The following is a 17,958-nucleotide window of genomic DNA, read 5'->3' as shown; positions in this document are numbered from 1 at the left end:
AAAATGTCAGAACCAAAAAAAATCACTGCACCTTTAAGCAAAGAAGTCGCAAAAAGCCTTAAAGCAGGGGAGAGCGTATTGATTAGCGGGACGATTCTCTGTGCGCGTGATGCGGCGCATAAAGCCCTAACTGAAGCCCTTGCACGAGGCGAAAAGCTACCGGTGGATTTGAATGGCGAGACGATTTATTATCTCGGACCAACCCCTGCAAAGCCGGGCAATGCGATTGGAAGTGCGGGACCAACCACAAGCGGGAGAATGGACAAATACACGCCGACAATCATTGAACAAGGAATCCACGGAATGATTGGCAAGGGCTATCGCTCTCAAGAAGTCATTGATTCTATGGTAAAGCACGGCGTGGTGTATATGGTGGCTGTGGGTGGCGCGGCAGCACTGATTTCAAAATGTATCACCAAATACGAGGTTTTGGCTTATCCCGAGCTTGGACCTGAAGCGGTGGCGCGATTGACGATTGAAAACTTCCCTGCGATTGTCGCGATTGACGCGCAAGGCAACAACTACTACGAAGTTGGACAAGCTCCGTATAGGAAGATTTAACTTTTTATTTTACTCACTCTTATAGATTCTCTTTTGGGAATCTATAAGATTCTACATAAATCACTTTCAAAGCCTAAATTATCAATGTCAGATTCTAAGTTGCTTGTGTTGGTGGTGGAATCTTTGTCGTATTGAGGGCAAATGCCCGAAACATCTCTATCATTTGCTTTGACTCTCAAAATCTCATCAGTTAAAGCGATGATTTTAAGATTTTTTAATCTTTCCTAGCTTGGCAATTGAAGTAATAATCGTAGGAAGAAGTGAAAGCCAAGCGTTAGGTTTATCTTGTATAACAAGATAAGCAAATATTCCTAAGCTCCCGACAATAAAAATGGTTGCTGTTACAGCCCCTAAGCCTTGCAAACGATAAAACCAACGACTATCGCTCACTCTATTTTTCTACTCTTGTTTTTCTAGTTCAATGATTTCTTTATCCATTTGCATTTTGTGTTCAGCAGTTTTTTCTAGCAAAGCAAAAGCGCGGTTTGCTAGAGGTTTAGGCAATTTTCCTATAGCATTAAGCTCATTTTCCATAAGAATATTATTTTGAATATTGAGTTGATTTTGTGGATTTGTATTATTAGAATGACTATTTTTTGCGGGTTTTTTATTTATTTCTAAGACTTATTCTTTGTTTTTGGTGATTTGCATTGATTTGCTTGTGGGCTTGTATTTGTTTTTGTTGAATCTCTTTTGTAATCTCTCCATACTTTTTAGGCATAGTTGGTGAGGGTGTAGCAGAAAATCCGCTCGTATATCCCTCTGCAAACCCATCAATAAGCCAATACCAGCAGTCAAAACGCCAAATAACAACCACTTTGATTCTTCCATTTCTCGCCCTTTGTCCTTGTCATTTTTGCTTTTTAACATAATGATAATAAATTTTTAGCTTGTTTCTATGATTTTTATTTCCTCACTGCGCAAATCATAAAGCCTATACACCAAAGAATCAATTTCAGATTCTAGTGTGCCTTACCAATTCTTTATGATTAGAATTAAGCCAAATATTGCGTTATTACCGCCCTTACTGCTTTTGTGGGCGCATTTCATCAATCCAAGAAAGCAAGGAGAGGTCAAAGTCTTTGTTGCTTTTAAGTCGGAAGAAATCCCCGTCTTTGATGACTTCAAAGAAATGCGCGGGAGTTTCTTGGTTGAGGATTGTTTTGAGCGTCTCTTCGCGATTGCCTGTGTAGGCTTTGAATTTGATCATTGTTTCTGCCGCAGGAGGATTGCCGCGAATCATCATCTTTGCGCTTAATGCGCCCTCGTCAATGCCTTTTAGGCGAATCTCATTTGTGTAGTAGAGATTGATAATCTCGCCATATTCTACCAAGTGTTCTTTATAGTGTGCAAGTGCCTTTTCGTATTGTTCTACGATACTTTGTAGGTTTTTAGGCAAAGGTTCGCCGGGCTTTTCTTCTTGGTCGCGTTGGATTTTATGCACTTTTCCTTGCGAGGCGAGTAAATAAGCATAAATTTCGTCCATTTGTTTTCGCAAGTGTCTTAAGCGGATTTTGATTTGGTCGGAGAGCATTACATAATCCAAGCGGTCGCGACGCATAAAGGAGAATTTGGCAGGATTGAGTTCAAAAGTATTGTGTTCGCCTAGAATATTATCTACAACAAGGCTATATCGTGGGTAAATTTCATTATAAGAGCGCACTTCTTTGATGTAAATATAATCCGCCATAATCGTCCCGCCAAGTGTGCTGTTGATATAAGCGACTTTGGCTTCCACGCTGCCCTTTTCTAGCACATCAATCACGACGGTATGTGCTTTGATTGCCCCGCGATGAGAGCCGATAAAGGCGGTGTCGGTTTGGATTTTGGATTTGCTATGCGTTTGTCCATCAATATTAAGTGCTTGAGATTGTGGGAGGGGTGCGGGATTGCTGGTTTTTTCTGCGGAATCTTGTTGTTGTGTCGCGCTTTGGCGTGTGTTTAGCTCATCGCTGATGATAAAACAAAGCGGCTTGATTTCTTTGAAAAACCCGTCTTTTCCTGCTTGGAATTTGATTCTATCCACATCTTCGCGCACACGAATACTCGCATCAACGCTAACCGCATTGGCTTTAATCGGGGCAATAGACAATATCTCGCCTTTAAGATTCCGTCCCGCGCGTCCTGCTACGGGTTTAATGTATTCAAAAAGCTCATCGCCTTTATGCACAGCTTGCATACAGATTTTTGGAGCAAATGCGCCGTCATTTTGGGCTTCTTTACCTAGAATCTCTGTTTGTAGGTTTTGGAAGATTTTAAGTTCGCCATCTTTCCCCTCTACACTTGCTACGCCTGTGCCGATAGTTAGAAGTGTTTTGGGTGAGATTTTGCCCCGAATTAGCTCATTGATAAACGCGTCAATTTGTGTTGTGAGTTTGCCATATTCACGGATTCCGATGAGGTAGTCTTGCAAAATCATCGTTTTGTAAAGCTCTTGATAGATTTCGTTCTTTAGCTCTTCGTGGTGCTTAATTTGGTTGTTGCACAACAAAACCGCGTGCAATGCGGTATTTTCGTTTGGCACAAGCTTGATTCCAAAGGTTCTAGTAGGCTTCTCGCTTTTTTTGAGAATCTCAATTTTGTAAAGCTGTTTAATGTCAATGTTTGCAGTAAAATTCGCGTTTTTGTTGAATAATCCCAAATCATTCACAGGCTTGTATTTGTTTTCGCCTTTTTTGCTATAAAAGGTGCGAAAATCTAGCAAATAAAAATCAATTTCTTCGCCAAAATTTTTACGCTCTTGAAGCAAGAGATTCCGCAAATTTTTGACATCGTTAAAAACCTTATGTCCTTTGGATATGAATGCCATTGTGTGTTTGTTTCCTAGAATTGTTTAAAATATTTTTTCGCCAAAGTTTCAAAATTATCTTCATCATCTAAACTAGAATCGCGAAAAACGATTGGTTGTTTGCAGACTTTGCACCGCACAAAAGTGCTTTCTTCTTGCATAATCTTATGCAAAGCATCACAAACTTTAAATTCTTTTAAATGGCATAAACAAATGTATTTATGCCATTTGCCATTTCTAATATCTTCTGTTTCGGCTAAAATCTTTGTCTTTTGCTCTAGGCTATAAGGAATCTCTTTAACATCGTGTAGGCGGTTGCGATAGGATTCTATTTGTTTGTCTTCGCCTAAAACATGCACAATCAGCCAATTATGCAAACATTCATAAAATTCTTTGGCACTATTTTCTACATCTTCTATATCCATCAAAAGCATAGAAAGGTTGGAGATTAATTCGCGGTGGCGTGTTTTGTGTTGGTTTAAAAAGGGATAACCAATGTGTTGCATATATTTTTCTTCGTCATTGAAATGCTCTTTGGCACTTTCAATAGCAAGATTCATTCGTGATTCTAATTCTTGCGCTTTGTTGGGCGAAGCACTTTTAACAAACGCCAAAGTCTCCACAAGTAGCTGCATAAAAGCTTTGTGTTGTTCGTCTAAATGTTGGTTTTTAATGCTAAATTCTTCACTCCAAGCTAACACTTATGTCCTTATAAAGATTTGGATTCTGGATTCCCTGCCTAAAAATATTTTGATATTATAATATTTTGCACTTTAAACTTACTTTTATAATGTAATATTTATTTTTGAATTTCCGCATTTCTCTATGCGATTCCTTGCTCACGCATAAAATCTTGATAGAATCGCGTAAATTCACCCTGCAATATCGCTTCTCTAGCATCTCTTACTAAATCTAAATAATAATGGAGATTATGGATACTCGCAAGGCGAAAGTAGCTGATTTCTCCCGCGCGGAATAAATGGTGCAAATAGGCGCGTGAATGGTTGGCACAAGTATAACAATGGCATTTAGAATCCAAAGGTTGCGTGTCTAGCTTGAAGCGTGGGGATTTGATAGAGAGTTTGCCAAAGTGCGTAAAAATCGTGCCATTTCTTGCGTTTCTTGTAGGCATTACACAATCAAACATATCTATTCCTCTTGCGATTCCCTCCACAATATCGCGTGGAGTGCCTACGCCCATAAGGTAACGCGGTTTGTTTTGGGGCAAAAGAGGTGTGGTAAAATCAAGCGTTTCATACATTTGCTCGTTGGGTTCTCCTACGGCTAATCCACCAATGGCATAGCCATCAAAATCTGCTAGATTCGTCAAATCCCTTGCACTTGCTTCGCGAAACTCTTTATCTGTGCCACCTTGCACAATCGCAAAGATATTGTTTGTAAGTGCGATTCCATTTTCAAGCGCGACTTGTTTTTTGTAATTGTGATAATTGATTGCGCTTTGCGCCCATTTAGTCGTGCGGTTTATGGATTCCATAATGCGCTCTTTACTTGCGGGTAAACCTACTAAATCATCTAAAATCATCATAATATCGCTGTTAAGATTGTATTGAATATCTAAAACTTTTTGCGGAGAGAAAAAATGGCTTGAGCCATCAATATGGCTTTTAAATAGGATTCCGTCTTCGCATATTTTGACATTGGAATTAAGGCTAAAGGCTTGGAATCCTCCGCTATCTGTGAGGAAGTTATGCGGGAAGCGACTAAATTCGTGCAATCCGCCGAGTTCTTTGATGATTTCATCATTGGGGCGCAAATAAAGGTGATAAGTGTTTGCTAGGATAATGGGTGCTTGAAGTGCCAAAAGGTCGCTAAAATCTAGTGCTTTTACACTTGCTTGTGTGCCAACAGGCATAAAAATCGGCGTTGGCACTTCTCCATGAGAGAGTTTAAGAATCCCTGCGCGTGCATTTCTGTCTGTCTTTTGTAGATTAAATTCCATTTTCAACCTTTTTTTGCTACATTTTCGCGAGTTTTTTACAAGGGGAAGTATGCGAAAAGTGCTTTTGATTTTAGATGGAATTGTAGCAAAAGAATTTCTAAGCAACTTAACAGCGAAGCATTTGGATAAAAATACTTATATTTTTGTCTCTTCAGATAGGAATCTCTTGCCACAGAATCTTCCTCAAGATGACGAGTGCTATCAGTTTGATCCTAGCTCACCAAGTAAGTTGCGTGAGATTCTAACCGCCCAAATCACGGATTGTTATATCATCACGGACAAAAAAGAAGAACGAGAGATTATTTATCATACTTTACGCGCGTATAGTAAGTCCTTGCAGATTAGTATGCTAGGCGAGATTCCTTTGCAAGAAAAGGACAAACAGCTTTTGATGATTAACGAATCCCTTGTTTTGAGTGCGAAGTTGTTTGAAAAGTTCCCTAATGTCCCGCGCACCGCGAAATATATCGGTTTGGGGCAGGGCGAGATTATGCAGATTAGCGTTCCCTTTGGAAGTCCTTATGCCTATCGTAGCGTAGGCGTTATCAAACAAAAAAAATGGAAAATTGTCGCAATTTATCGCAATGAAGAATTGATTATGCCCAAATATTCTACTACGATTCTGCCTAATGATTCGTTGTTGCTTGTGGGAGAACCCAATACGCTACGCGAGATTTATCATAGAATCAAAGAGGAGTTTGGGCAGTTTCCAACGCCTTTTGGGCGTGATGTAGTGATGTATTTTGATTTGCTACATTCTAAGAATCTTGAAAAATGTGTTAATCAAGCGTTGTGGCTGTTTAGTCATTTCAAAAACAAACGCCTCCATTTGTGTTTTTTTAATCCCACGACAACGCAAGTAATTGAAAAACTAAGGAATGATGCGCGTTTGAATGAAGAAAATATTTCGTGGCACATTGAGTTTTATGAAACTTCCCTCAAGTCTATTTTGCAATCCGATAAGGCAAACAAAAATATCGGCTTAGTTTTGGTGGAGAGTTATTTGTTTGAAGAATATAAGGGATATTTGCTAGATTTGGGGATTCCTTTGTTAAAATTTGGCGCACAGGAGTTAGAAGTGCTAACACATAGTGTTGTGATTTTGCCAAAAAACATAGAAGAAGCGGAAAAAATCTCTTCTGTTGTTTTTGACTTTTCCACACAAATTGGGCTTAAGATTCTGCTTTATGACTTTAATCCTAACGATGAGGGCGACCACGAAGTGGCTTTGGATTATTATAAACACATTGCCAAAGTGTTTGACAAAAAAATAGAAGTAGAACAATCCAACACACATAATCCGATTCTTTGGCTAAACTCCAAAAAGCATACTTTGCAAATTTTGCCTTTGCGCAGAGAAAGTATGAAGAAGTTTTTGTTTTTCTCGCTTTCTGATGTAGAGAATCTAAGCACACATTTGACGAATCTTCCGCAGCTTTTTATCCCGCTTTCGGTGTGATTTGCGATTCTTTTGTGCTGTGGCTTTACAAAGAAAAAGTTTGATAATTTAAATCTTTTGTTTTATAATCAGCATCATAGTTTTGGTGGCTAAACTTCTGTTTTAAGGAAAAATATGTCGGGCTTGATGATAGTTTCTACGCTTTTATCTGTTGGGATTGTCGCGTATTATATACTCAAAAATTACAATCCAATCTTCGTATTTTTGTTTTCGGGCTTGGTGTTGCTTGTGGGCGCATTTTATCTGACGGGAAGTCCGATTCCAAAAGCTCCGATGAGGTTGCTAGAAGAAACGAGTTTCTTGAATGTTTTGCTAGATAGCTTTGCTTTTATCACCGCGACTTTTAAAGCACAACTTTCAGGCGTTGGCTTGATTATTATGAGTGTTGCAGGATTTGCTGCTTATATGAAGCATATTAATGTGTCTGCAAAACTTGCATTTTTGGCAAATAAGCCTTTGGGTAGAATCCAAAACAAATATTTGATTCTAAGCGGGACATTTGTTGTGGGAATGGCTTTGAAAATCGTAATTTCAAGCTATGCGGGATTGCTTTTGTTGCTTCTTGCTTGTATCTATCCTGTTTTACTCGCGCTAAGGATTCGTCCTATTACGGCGGTGTGTGTGCTTTCTTTGATTGCGCTAGATTATGGACCAAAGGACGGAAGTTCTATTAATATGGCGGATATGGTGGGACAAAAAGACAATGTCGTAGGGCTTTTTTTGAATTACCAACTTTGGAGCGTTCTTGCGTATGTGGTTGTGATTGCGCTTTTGATTCCGCTTTATTTTGCTTGGGTGGATAAGAGGGATAAGGCAAAAGGCGCGTTAAGCGATGCGGTGGAGATTCCGCAAATTATCAATCCTAAATGCCCGACTTTTTATATACTTTTCCCTTGGTTTCCTGTTGTGTTTTTATTCGCAGCGTATTTTTTGCAAATCAAACTAGATGTGGTAACAGCGAATTTTGTTAGCATCGCTTTTGTTTTTGTCGTGGAATTTGTAAGGCACAGGGACGCTAAGAAGTTAGGCGAAGATATTGTCGTGATATTAAAGGCAATGGCAGAGATTTTTGTTAGTGTTGTGAGCATTATTATTGCCGCTGGAGTTTTCGCAGAAGGGATTAAAGCATTAGGCGGTGTGGGGATTCTAGCTAATGCAGTCTCTAGCTTGGCAAAGCAAGGAGAGTTTGCGACCTTTGCTGTGTTGGTGAGTATTGTTGTTTTTAGCTTTTTGGTTTATTTTGCCTCTGTGATTATGGGTAGCGGAATCGCAGCGTTTAATGCGTTTGGGAGATTAGCTCCAGAAGTCGCAACGAAGCTTGGAATCGCGCCTATTACTTTGGTGCTGCCTATTGAAATCGCTTCTTGTTTGGGAAGGGCTGCATCGCCTATCGCAGGTGGAATCCTCGCCCTAGCGGGATTCGCGAAAGTTTCTCCAATGGAGATTATCAAGCGCACCGCGCCACTTTTGCTTATCGCAATGATAGTAAATATCCTCGTGGCTTTTTATCTCGCCAAAGCAAACCCTCTTCCTCCACAAAAGGAGCAAATCCAAATAGAATCGCGCTTTTAGATTTTATTTTCTTAAAATATGCAGATATTCTAGCGTGGAATCTTGTTTGGAGCAAGGGGGGCAAAAGACCATGGGATTCTTGCTTTTGCGTCTTTAAAATTTTATTTTTTGTTTTTCAAACTCATAAGTAGAAATAATTTCATCATAAGTGAAAAATTTAACCCTTGATTTAATGCTTTCAAATGCCACTCTAGCAATTTCTTTATCAAATTTTGTTCTCCGATTCTCATCAGAAATGCAATAAAATTCAACATTGAAAAATTCAAGTTCTTTGAATTTAAGCAGAGCGTCCCTAAAATCAGTGCTATGCTCCACCTCGCAAATCCTTGTGGGATACAAAAACTCTTCCCCGCTAAACCACACAACATCGCAAAATGTGATATTTCTATCAATGATTGGTTGATAAGTAAAAGGTGGCACACTCTTAAGTGAGCTTAGCATTCCGAGATTTTTGCCATCAAAAGTCCAGCTTTTATCGTTTGTATAAGTGTCAAATCCGCGTAGATTCCCAAGTTCAAGGAGCATTCCTTGAATCTTTGCGTGAGTTTTTTCAATCTTTTGTTCTTTGGTTTTAGGAGTTTGTTCGTGGAGTAAAATTTTATCTTTTAGCTCACTTAGCCCATAAACACCAAGTCCGATTCTAAAAAACCTTTGACTTCTTTGCACTCTTTCTTGAATTGTATTGTGTGGGGTTTTACCGCTAATTTTGCTTTTATCCTTAAAGAGCCAAATTTCATTATAGATTTGCTTTAAGGAAGCAAATCCACCATTGTTTCTCATGACTTGTTCTATGGCTTCTTCGTAAGTTAAATCTTGCATTTTTATCCCCCTTTGGTCGCTTGTCGTTCGCAGTCGCGCCAATTTTTTAAATCAATGTCGTTGCATTTCATCGTGCGAAACTTTTAAGGATTGAAGCAAGGGATTCTACAATGTAATTCGCCTGTTCTTTGGTCAAAATATAAGGGGGCATCAGATAGATAGTGTTGCCAAGTGGGCGCAATAAAAGCCCATATTTCAAGCCTTTATTGAAAACTTCCAAGCCTTTGCGCTCCCCTTCAAATCCCACCAAATCAAAGGCAAAAATCATACCGCGATGCCGAAGATTCTGCACATATTCAAAGATTCTTAAATTTTGCAATTTTTCCCAAATGAAATTTGATAGAATCGCATTTTTAGCAATCACATTTTCGCGTTCAAAAATATCCAAAACCGCATTAGCACAAGCACAAGCAAGAGCGTTTCCTGTATAAGAATGCGAATGCAAAAACGCTTTATGTTGAGAATAAGGCGCGTAAAAAAGCCGATAAACCGCATCGCTTGTAACCACGACAGACAAAGGCAAATAGCCTCCCGTGATTCCTTTGCTAAGACATAAAAAATCCGGCACAACTCCGCATTGTTCGTAGGCAAACAAACTTCCTGTGCGCCCAAATCCCACCGCGATTTCATCAAAAATCACATAAATCCCTGCCTCTTGACACATTTTTACTGCTTCTTGCACGAATTGTGCACTATACATATTCATATTTCCTGCACACTGCACCAAAGGTTCTAAGACAAAAGCGACAATCTCTCCTTTGTGCGATTCTAGCAGAGCTTCAAGGGACTCTAAAGATTCCGCAAAATCCTCTTTGCTCGGTGCTTTGACCTTAAGCGTTTGGAGTAAAAGCGGTTGATAGACTTGCGTATAAATGCCCACATCTCCCACGCTTAATGCGCCAATCGTCTCCCCATGATAGGCATTTTCTAAACACAAAAACTTCGTTTTCTTCTCGCCTTGAATCACACTCGCGTGGAATGCCATTTTGAGCGCGACTTCAACCGCACTTGAACCATTATCAGCATAGAAACATTTGCCAAATTTAGAATCCAAAAGCCCTAAAAGTCTGCGTGATAAATCAATAATAGGTTTGTGCGTGAAACCCGCAAAGATGATATGCTCTAAGCTTTCTAGTTGTTCTTTGATCTTTGCGTTGATATAGGGATTGCAATGTCCAAAGAGATTCACCCACCAGCTTGAAATACAATCCAAATACGCTTTGTCGTCAAAGTCGTAGAGATATACGCCTTGTGCGCGTTTGATTGGAATTAGAGGAATGTTTGCTTCGTGGTCGTGCATTTGTGTGCAAGGATGCCAAATACTTGAGAGGTCTAATTCTTTGAGTTTTACGGATTCTGTGGCTTTTGTTGTCATTTTTTGCCTTTGTGGGTAAAGATTGGGTAGATTTTAACATAAATTTGAATAAGGACGAAGTGGTAAAATTTATAAGTTAGATGTGCCACAACTTCTTAGGAGGCATTGCAATGATAAAAGCCGACATTATAGATGATTACAAGCTTTTTGTAAGGTTGCGCAAGGATACATTGGCAAGTCTTTGTAAAGGAATGAAATTCCTAAAATCTAGTAATTGAGAGAATCTTAAAATAATGCTATACACCACAAATCACTTCAAGCGATTTGTGGCTTCAGCTAAAGGAGAATGAAACTTTCTAAAATTATTTGGTGTAAATTGCAATCAATTAAAATTTATATTTTAATCCTGCCTGTCCTGTGAGATAAGTTTCATTTTTGCTATCCACTTTTCCTGCAAGGATTTGTTTTGCACCTACGCCCACATTTAAACTTAGTTGGTCTGTGAGATTCATATTTCCACCTACAATCAGTCCGCCATAAGTCTTTTTCTTGTCATCAGTTCTTACTTGTGTAAAGAACGCATTATTAGCCGCCAAAGTTACATTATAGTCATCGGAGCTATTAAGCACATATTGTTCAATTTTTGGAATCGCAAAGAAATAAGAGGATTCGTTGAAGTATTTTCTAAACTCTGCTCCGACTTCTAGGCTTAGAGAGTTGTTCTTGCTTGAATCCATTTTCTTAGAAATTAATCCTTTGTCTGTATGGCTTGGGATATAGCTAAAGTAATAATTCGCTCCTACAAAAGGCTTGAGATAAAAGCTTCTATCTTCAAACTCCACTCTTCTACCAATGCTTGCACTAAGTCCTAAAAACTTACTTGTGTAATCTCCTTTATAATCTCCATCTGTTTGGGCATAGTTTGTATCCATAGGAGAGATTTGTCCATAACCCTTTAAGTTTAGCTCCCACAAAGGATTTAAATGGATATTAGAATAAATTCCTAATTGGTAGTTATCACTTTCTTGTTTGAAAGAGGAATCTTTGAGTGTAGAGTTTGCATAGCTAAAATATACTCCAAGTAAGACATTGTCGGTGATATAGTTGTCTGCCCCTACACTCACCCCATACAATCCTCCACTATGAGAATCAATGATATTTGCTCCACCAAAGACATTTGCCCATACACTGCGCGCATAAGTATTATCTAGGTAGTTTGGTGCAATATCACTTGCCACAGAAGCAAACTTGAGTTTAGAAAGATTTGTTGCATAAGTGCTATAAGGATTGTTTTGCATTGCAATTCTTGAGCCAATAGACATATCATTTGCCACAGAAATCGTTGTATTGGTTGCTTGAGTGAAATTACTTGCGCTCTTACCATTTTCTTGTGTGTCGTTTTTAATATCAATGGCAAGTTGGATTCCTTCTCTACTCATCAAATCTGCCCCAAAAGCACCAAGAGAATCCGCAATCCCACGCAAAGCAAGAGCAGCAGTCATATCCTCATTGTTTAAGCCTCCTGTAACTGCATTGATATAGGCTTTATCATCACTAGCGTCAATGGAATCTAATGCGGCTTTTGCGTTGTCCAAATATTCTTGTAATCTAGCAACAAGATCATCACTCCATACATAATCTCCTTTATAGTCTTCATTATCTATATATTCTTGCAATCTATCAATAGCAGCCTTATCAAATGCAACTTGATTCTCTGTCTTGTATGCCTCCTCTGTCGCTCCTCCATTGGCAACAAGCTTACCATCTTTGACTTCAAGTGTATAAGCTACCAATGCTACATTATTGATATCGTTTAAATCTAAAAGGTCTTCCGGCAAAACTACCTTAGCGTCCTTATAAATCTCATTAAGCAATGCAGAATCTGAAACATAATCCCTAAAGGAAATGGTTTTTACCCCGCTTATTTTGTTGGTGGTTATATCGCTATTGAAGCTTTTTGCCTCTATAAGTGTGAGATTGTTTGCTTCTAGTGCGGTAAAGCTATCTTTGACGAGATAAAAGCCGGTATTTGAAATTGTTGCATTTCCAGCAGCTTTTATGATTCCTCTTCCATAAAAGTTAAGTTCTGAATTAGAAATCTTTAAATTTCCCGCAACTCCCAAAATGCCACTATAACTTTGTCCTTCATAAGAACCGCCTACGAAATATACTTCAGAGTTTTTAATCTCTAAATTTGAATTGATTCCTGTTTCCCTTGCTGCTTCTAGATGTATGTTTTGCAATATGGTATTTCCAGTGACTTGATTATTGGCATTGAAATCAAATTCTCTGCCCACATCTAAATTATAAATGATTGCATCAGTATCACACGAGTTATAGTTATTCCCACAAGGATTTGACATACTAGAATCTTTAATTGTAAGGGTGTTGCTTTCTCCTATATTGATATAAATGTCTTGATTGGGATTGCCAAATCTTGGCATATTATCAGTGTTGAGATTAATAGTTGTATCCTCCTTAGCTCCTTGATATACCCAAGTATTTGTATCATCAAGCTCAAAATATTGCTCAAAATCCGCTTGATTAGCAATCGTAATCTCTGCTGCATTTAATTGTGTCCCAAGCAATGCCATAGAGCTACCAAGTAAGGCTTTGGTGGCAAAGTAGGAAAGTCTTGTCTTCCTCATATTCTAACTCCTATTTTAAGAAAATATTAAGTCAGAATAATACCCCCCCCCCCCCCTTAAAAGTCAATTAATTAGCAATAAAAAGTAAAAAAATTTAAATTTTTGGAGTTTTGCTGTTTATGGGCGTCATTTATCGCTTGTAGAGCGCAAATGTGAAACATTTTCACTCACTTGCACAATTTGTATCTCATAATGACACAATGGAATCTTTAATCGCTTTTTGCTAAAATCTCACAATTTCTTGCAAAAGGCTAAGTTTGAAAATCAAAAAAGTAAGAGATGATGTGTATATTTTGCGCGGGAAGATGAAAGAAGTTAGCGATTATCACGATATGAAGTTTCTTTTAGAAAAGCGCAAAAACGAATCCAATGTAGAGCTTCATTTTGAGATTCCACAAGCAAAGGAAGTGAATTTTTATATTCTTGGTTATTGGCTGAAACTTGCGCGAAAAAATGGCTTTAAGTTTCATTTTTATATTGCAAGTCCTTATCTATACGATACTTTTGTGCGTTTGGGATTGCATCAGTTTTTTGAGGTTGTTAATGACAGCATGGAACTCTATTTATAGCCATTTTGACCCCATTGCTTTTAGTGTATTTGGAATCCCTGTGCATTGGTATGGATTAATGTATGTTTTGGCTTTGCTCATCGCGCTTTTGGTGGCGAAAGTTTTTGTGCGCTTGGATAACTACCCGATTTCTAACGCGCTTTTGGATAGCTTTTTTGTTTGGGTTGAAATTGGTGTGATTTTGGGTGCTAGGCTCGGATATATTTTGTTTTATGATCCCTATACGAGCTATTATTTAAGCCACCCTTGGGAAATTTTCAATCCTTTTGATAGGCAAGGGAATTTTGTCGGTATTCGTGGAATGAGCTATCATGGGGCGGTGATTGGGTTTTTGATTGCCTCTTTGTGTTTTGCTAAAATCAAAAAAGTCAATTTTTGGCTTTTTATGGATTTGGTAGGACTTAGTGTTCCGCTAGGTTATGTGTTTGGGCGCATTGGGAATTTTCTCAATCAAGAATTAGTAGGGCGCGAGACGACAAGCGGAATCGGAATCTATGTAGAGGGAGTTTTGCGCCACCCTAGCCAACTTTATGAAGCATTTTTGGAGGGAATCTTAGTTTTTGTGATTCTGTATTTTTGGCGCAAAAGGATGCGTTTTGTCGGTGAAATTGGGATTCTTTATGGTATGTGGTATTCTTTAATGCGCTTTGTCGCGGAGTTTTTTAGAGAGCCAGATTCGCAGCTAGGATTTATTGCTTTTGATTGGCTTACTTTGGGGCAGTTTTTGTCGTTGCTTATTGGGGGATTCTGCTTTGTGTTGTGGCTTTACAAGCGCACACAATCTCAAGAGAATCCAACTTCTCAAACAAGCAATCCGCCAACATCAAGGAATCACAAAAATGGCTAATCTTTCCTTGCAAAATATCTCCAAGCAATACGATTATAAAGTGATTTTAAAAGAAGTTTCTTTCCATGTGCGCGAGGGAGAGAGAATCGCGATAGTTGGGCGCAATGGCGCGGGGAAATCTACTTTGTTAAAAATCCTAAGCGGAGAATTAGAGGCAGATGAGGGAGTGCGCATTGTGGAGGGAGATTTAGAGATTGCGCATTTAATTCAAAAACCTCATTTCAAAGAAGGGCAAACAACCAAAGAAGCTATCATAGAAGCATTAGAATCCCTAAACACCGCAAAAGAGCGTTATTTTGAAATCACGAAATTGCTCCAAAACAATCCCGAAGATAAAAATCTTCTGCGCGAATATGCACAAATCTCTAATTTCATTGATCACCATAATGCGTGGGATTTGGAGGCGAAATCCAAACAGGTTTTGGAGACTTTTGAACTAGAATCCTTGCAAGATAGATTCGTGAATCTCCTAAGCGGAGGGGAACAAAAGCGCGTCGCACTTGCTTGTCTTTTGCTCACGAAGCCGGATATTTTGTTGCTTGATGAGCCAACCAATCATTTAGATGTGCAAATGGTGGAGTTCTTGGAATCTATGCTTTTGCGCTCAAACTTCACATTGGTGTTTATTAGCCACGACCGCTATTTCATAGACAGAATCGCAACGCGTGTTGTAGAAGTAGAAGAGGGCAAGATTCGCCAATTTAGCGGCGGATATAGCGATTATTTGCGTCAAAAGGAAGCATTACTTGCAAGTCTTGCCCAAAGCCACGAAGTGCTACTCAAGCATTTAAAGGCGGAGGAAGAGTGGTTGGCGCGTGGGGTGCGTGCGCGAGTGAAGCGCAATGAGGGGCGCAAGGAAAGACTAATGGAAATGCGCAAACTAGCAAAGCAGAATCCCTCTATTATCCGCAAGATGAGTTTAGAACTAGAGAGAGAACGAAAGCATTTCAACCAAGAAGAGGGAATCAATCGCAAAAAAATGCTGTTTGAAACTAAGAATCTTTGTGTGGAGCGCAATGGGCAAGTCTTGATTGGCAATTTGGACACAAGGATTCTACAACGCGATAAAATCGCGATAGTCGGGCGCAATGGCGCGGGAAAATCTACTTTGCTTAAGGTGTTTTTGGGGCAGATTGCGCAAACAAGCGGAAGTATTGAACGCGGCGATGTGAAGATTGGCTATTTTGACCAACACCGCGAAATGCTTGATGATAGCAAGGATTTGTTGGAGACCTTTTGCCCTTTTGGTGGCGACCATATTGAAGTGCGCGGGAAAAGTATGCACATTTTTGGCTATTTGAAGAATTTTTTGTTTCCAAAAGAGTTTTTGGATAAGAAAATCGGAAATTTAAGCGGTGGAGAAAAGAATCGCGTAGCCCTTGCCTTGCTTTTTACAAAAGCGTATGATTGTTTGATTTTGGACGAGCCAACCAATGATTTGGATATTCCCACGATTAATATTTTGGAGGAATATCTGCAAAGCTTTGAGGGGACGATTCTCTTTGTCAGCCACGACCGCTATTTCGTGGATAAAATCGCACAAAAACTCTTTGTTTTTAAAGGAAATGGCGAGATTGTAGAATCCCATAAAAGCTTTAGTGAGTATTTAGAGATTGAAAATGAGTTGGCAGAATACCGCGCAATGAGTGCGGAGCTAGAATCCCAAAAGGCAGTTTGCGATTCTCAAGAGACGAAGGATTTGGACGAAAAAGAATCTCCCAAAGCCCCTAAAAAAGTGAAACTAAGCTACCACCAAAAGCGGTTATTGGAGATTTTGCCACAAGAAATTGAAGTATTAGAATCCGAAATTAAAGCTTTGGAGAAATTGCTTTTTAGCGGGAGTTTAAGCACACAAGAATTGCAAGAGAAATCCGCAGAATTTGAAGCCAAAAAGGCATTGTGCGAGGAAAAAATCACACAATATTTGGAGCTAGAGGAGCAAAATATAAAGTAGGTTTTCGTGGGTTTTGCGATTCTATAATATTCTCCGAAGTTTTTTGCTTCTTCTTGGTTTTGTGTGGATTCTTGATTTGCCTTGCAAATGTCGCGCTATCTGTTTGCTTCATAAGCTTTTTCATTCTATGCTAGGGATTTATCTAGTTTTCCACTTTGGATTTTGCATAGAAATTCATTCCGTTTCTTGTAATCTTTTCTTTTCCCTCTATGGTGTAGTTCTCCGCATTCAATGCGATTCCACAACTTTAACTTCTTAGAATAAGACACATAAATCTTTAAGCAAAAAGTATTCTATTAAGTTTTGGGATTCCATTGCGTTCTTGCGGGGAATAAATAAAATGAGAGACGAAGCGTGTGTCGCGTCAGTAACTCACCCGCACTTGCAAATCTGAAATGTAAAATAACCTGCGATTCCGCCCTCTCGTCATTGCGAGGATTGCAAGGACGCGGCAATCCAAAATGCGGAATCTCGCCTTAGAGATTCCGTTTTCAAGGATTCAAAAGCCTTGCGAGTTCTTTGGCGTGGTAGGTGATGATGATGTCCGCTCCTGCGCGTTTAAAGCCAATCATTGTTTCAAGCAAGACGCGTTCATAATCAATCAAATTGTTTTTTTGTGCAAACTTTAACATGGCGTATTCCCCGCTGACATTATACACAGCAAGAGGCAACAAGGTGCGTTCTCTAATATCACGCACAATATCAAGGTATGCAAGGGCGGGTTTCACCATCAAAATATCCGCTCCTTGCCGCTCATCTTCTAGGCTTTCTGCGATTGCTTCTCTGCGATTTGCGGGGTTTTGTTGGTAGCTTTTGCGGTCTCCAAAGCTTGGTGTGCTGTTTGCTACATCGCGAAAAGGTCCATAATATCCACTTGCGAATTTCGTAGAGTAACTCATAATAGGAATATGTGCGAATCCTGCGCAATCTAGCGCACTTCTTAGGGATTCTATCATTCCGTCCATCATTCCGCTAGGTGCAATCAAATTCGCACCTGCTTGTGCCAAGACTAAGGCTTGTTTGTTGAGAATCTCTAAAGTCAAATCATTATCCACGCTTTGAAGCTTTGGATTGAGGATTCCACAATGCCCATGGTCTGTGTATTCGCAAAAGCATAAATCCACGCAAAGCAACATTTGGGGGAATTTTGCTTTGATGGCGCGTAAGGCTTCAGCGATAATGCCCTCCTCACTTAGTGCTTCGCTACCCACACTATCTTTGATTGCTGGAATCCCAAAGAGCATAATGGCTTGTATGCCTAACTTTTCTAGCTCCTCGCATTCTTCCAAAGCATTGTCAATGCTTAGCTGATAAACATCGGGCATTGAAGCGATTGCGTTTTTGATATTTTTGCCATGCGTGATAAATAGAGGATAAATCAAATCCTGTGTGCGCAAAGTTGTTTCTTCAACGAGATTCCTAACGACGGGGTTTAGCCTGATTCTTCTTAAGCGTTTAAACATAGT

At 39.3% G+C, this 17,958-nt stretch carries 16 protein-coding genes; 6 read left to right on the top strand and 10 right to left on the bottom strand.

Going from position 1 to position 17,958, the window contains the following annotated elements; translation table 11 throughout:
* Positions 1-3: 3 nt before the first annotated feature.
* Positions 4-561: a Fe-S-containing hydro-lyase gene (locus LS69_RS04545; protein WP_138122593.1), complete on the top strand. Its 558-nt coding sequence runs from the start codon at positions 4-6 to the stop codon at positions 559-561.
* 41 nt (positions 562-602) lie between these two features.
* Here LS69_RS04545 and LS69_RS10375 read toward each other — a convergent pair whose 3' ends face one another.
* From LS69_RS10375 to tgt, 6 genes are all read right to left on the bottom strand, one after another.
* Entirely contained in the window at positions 603-740 is a 138-nt protein-coding gene (locus LS69_RS10375) for a hypothetical protein (RefSeq protein ID WP_194145407.1), read from the bottom strand.
* Between the two features lie 25 nt (positions 741-765).
* Positions 766-951, bottom strand: a complete 186-nt coding sequence (locus tag LS69_RS04540) for a hypothetical protein (protein ID WP_138122591.1) — start codon at positions 949-951, stop codon at positions 766-768.
* A 234-nt stretch (positions 952-1,185) separates the two neighbouring features.
* Complete coding sequence (locus LS69_RS04535; protein ID WP_138122589.1) at positions 1,186-1,392, bottom strand: hypothetical protein; 207 nt, start codon at positions 1,390-1,392, stop codon at positions 1,186-1,188.
* 193 nt (positions 1,393-1,585) lie between these two features.
* On the bottom strand, positions 1,586-3,370 hold the full coding sequence (locus LS69_RS04530; protein WP_138122587.1) for a flagellar assembly protein A: 1,785 nt from the start codon (positions 3,368-3,370) through the stop codon (positions 1,586-1,588).
* Positions 3,371-3,384: 14 nt separating this feature from the next.
* Positions 3,385-4,050 (bottom strand): hemerythrin domain-containing protein, encoded by a 666-nt coding sequence (locus tag LS69_RS04525; protein WP_138122585.1) that lies wholly within the window; start codon positions 4,048-4,050, stop codon positions 3,385-3,387.
* A gap of 122 nt (positions 4,051-4,172) precedes the next feature.
* The gene (tgt, locus tag LS69_RS04520) at positions 4,173-5,309 is read right to left on the bottom strand and encodes a tRNA guanosine(34) transglycosylase Tgt (RefSeq protein ID WP_138122583.1); all 1,137 of its coding nucleotides are present in this window, start codon (positions 5,307-5,309) and stop codon (positions 4,173-4,175) included.
* 49 nt (positions 5,310-5,358) lie between these two features.
* Here tgt and LS69_RS04515 point away from each other — a divergent pair, with 49 nt between their 5' ends.
* Positions 5,359-6,768, top strand: coding sequence for a TrkA C-terminal domain-containing protein (locus tag LS69_RS04515; RefSeq protein ID WP_138122581.1), 1,410 nt, complete (start codon positions 5,359-5,361; stop codon positions 6,766-6,768).
* Between the two features lie 114 nt (positions 6,769-6,882).
* Positions 6,883-8,340, top strand: coding sequence for a C4-dicarboxylate transporter DcuC (gene dcuC / locus LS69_RS04510; RefSeq protein ID WP_138122579.1), 1,458 nt, complete (start codon positions 6,883-6,885; stop codon positions 8,338-8,340).
* A gap of 93 nt (positions 8,341-8,433) precedes the next feature.
* Here the strand turns inward: dcuC and LS69_RS04505 are convergent, their stop codons facing one another.
* From LS69_RS04505 to LS69_RS04495, 3 genes are all read right to left on the bottom strand, one after another.
* Positions 8,434-9,159 carry a hypothetical protein gene (locus LS69_RS04505; protein WP_138122577.1) on the bottom strand — a complete coding sequence of 242 codons (726 nt, stop codon included), beginning with the start codon at positions 9,157-9,159 and terminating at the stop codon, positions 8,434-8,436.
* A gap of 67 nt (positions 9,160-9,226) precedes the next feature.
* The gene (locus LS69_RS04500) at positions 9,227-10,534 is read right to left on the bottom strand and encodes an adenosylmethionine--8-amino-7-oxononanoate transaminase (protein WP_138122575.1); all 1,308 of its coding nucleotides are present in this window, start codon (positions 10,532-10,534) and stop codon (positions 9,227-9,229) included.
* A gap of 326 nt (positions 10,535-10,860) precedes the next feature.
* Positions 10,861-13,122, bottom strand: a complete 2,262-nt coding sequence (locus LS69_RS04495; RefSeq protein WP_238699136.1) for an autotransporter outer membrane beta-barrel domain-containing protein — start codon at positions 13,120-13,122, stop codon at positions 10,861-10,863.
* Positions 13,123-13,379: 257 nt separating this feature from the next.
* Here LS69_RS04495 and LS69_RS04490 point away from each other — a divergent pair, with 257 nt between their 5' ends.
* From LS69_RS04490 to abc-f, 3 genes are read left to right on the top strand one after another with little or no spacing between them, the layout of a single operon-like run.
* Positions 13,380-13,691, top strand: coding sequence for a hypothetical protein (locus LS69_RS04490; RefSeq protein WP_138122573.1), 312 nt, complete (start codon positions 13,380-13,382; stop codon positions 13,689-13,691).
* The gene (gene lgt / locus LS69_RS04485; protein WP_138122571.1) at positions 13,666-14,538 is read left to right on the top strand and encodes a prolipoprotein diacylglyceryl transferase; all 873 of its coding nucleotides are present in this window, start codon (positions 13,666-13,668) and stop codon (positions 14,536-14,538) included. The genes LS69_RS04490 and lgt overlap by 26 nt, the downstream gene beginning before the upstream one ends.
* Positions 14,531-16,492, top strand: coding sequence for a ribosomal protection-like ABC-F family protein (gene abc-f, locus LS69_RS04480; protein ID WP_138122569.1), 1,962 nt, complete (start codon positions 14,531-14,533; stop codon positions 16,490-16,492). Before lgt ends, abc-f begins: the two co-directional genes overlap by 8 nt.
* 491 nt (positions 16,493-16,983) lie before the next feature.
* On the opposite strand, the gene hemB is transcribed toward abc-f, so the two are convergent.
* Positions 16,984-17,955, bottom strand: coding sequence for a porphobilinogen synthase (hemB, locus tag LS69_RS04475; protein WP_138122567.1), 972 nt, complete (start codon positions 17,953-17,955; stop codon positions 16,984-16,986).
* Positions 17,956-17,958: the final 3 nt, after the last annotated feature.

Origin of the sequence: Helicobacter sp. MIT 05-5294 (genome assembly GCF_000765675.1) — a bacterium.
Taxonomy (GTDB): domain Bacteria; phylum Campylobacterota; class Campylobacteria; order Campylobacterales; family Helicobacteraceae; genus Helicobacter_D.
The sequence above is the reverse complement of the archived record's forward strand: the minus strand, read 5'-3'. Positions and strand labels throughout refer to the sequence as shown.

Coding starts and splice junctions, on each gene's coding strand:
- LS69_RS04545 (WP_138122593.1), top strand. CDS start 4: ATGTCAGAACCAAAAAAAATCACTGCACCTTTAAGCAAAGAAGTCGCA.
- LS69_RS04535 (WP_138122589.1), bottom strand. CDS start 1,392: ATGGAAGAATCAAAGTGGTTGTTATTTGGCGTTTTGACTGCTGGTATT.
- LS69_RS04530 (WP_138122587.1), bottom strand. CDS start 3,370: ATGGCATTCATATCCAAAGGACATAAGGTTTTTAACGATGTCAAAAAT.
- tgt (WP_138122583.1), bottom strand. CDS start 5,309: ATGGAATTTAATCTACAAAAGACAGACAGAAATGCACGCGCAGGGATT.
- LS69_RS04515 (WP_138122581.1), top strand. CDS start 5,359: ATGCGAAAAGTGCTTTTGATTTTAGATGGAATTGTAGCAAAAGAATTT.
- dcuC (WP_138122579.1), top strand. CDS start 6,883: ATGTCGGGCTTGATGATAGTTTCTACGCTTTTATCTGTTGGGATTGTC.
- LS69_RS04505 (WP_138122577.1), bottom strand. CDS start 9,159: ATGCAAGATTTAACTTACGAAGAAGCCATAGAACAAGTCATGAGAAAC.
- LS69_RS04500 (WP_138122575.1), bottom strand. CDS start 10,534: ATGACAACAAAAGCCACAGAATCCGTAAAACTCAAAGAATTAGACCTC.
- LS69_RS04495 (WP_238699136.1), bottom strand. CDS start 13,122: ATGAGGAAGACAAGACTTTCCTACTTTGCCACCAAAGCCTTACTTGGT.
- lgt (WP_138122571.1), top strand. CDS start 13,666: ATGACAGCATGGAACTCTATTTATAGCCATTTTGACCCCATTGCTTTT.
- abc-f (WP_138122569.1), top strand. CDS start 14,531: ATGGCTAATCTTTCCTTGCAAAATATCTCCAAGCAATACGATTATAAA.
- hemB (WP_138122567.1), bottom strand. CDS start 17,955: ATGTTTAAACGCTTAAGAAGAATCAGGCTAAACCCCGTCGTTAGGAAT.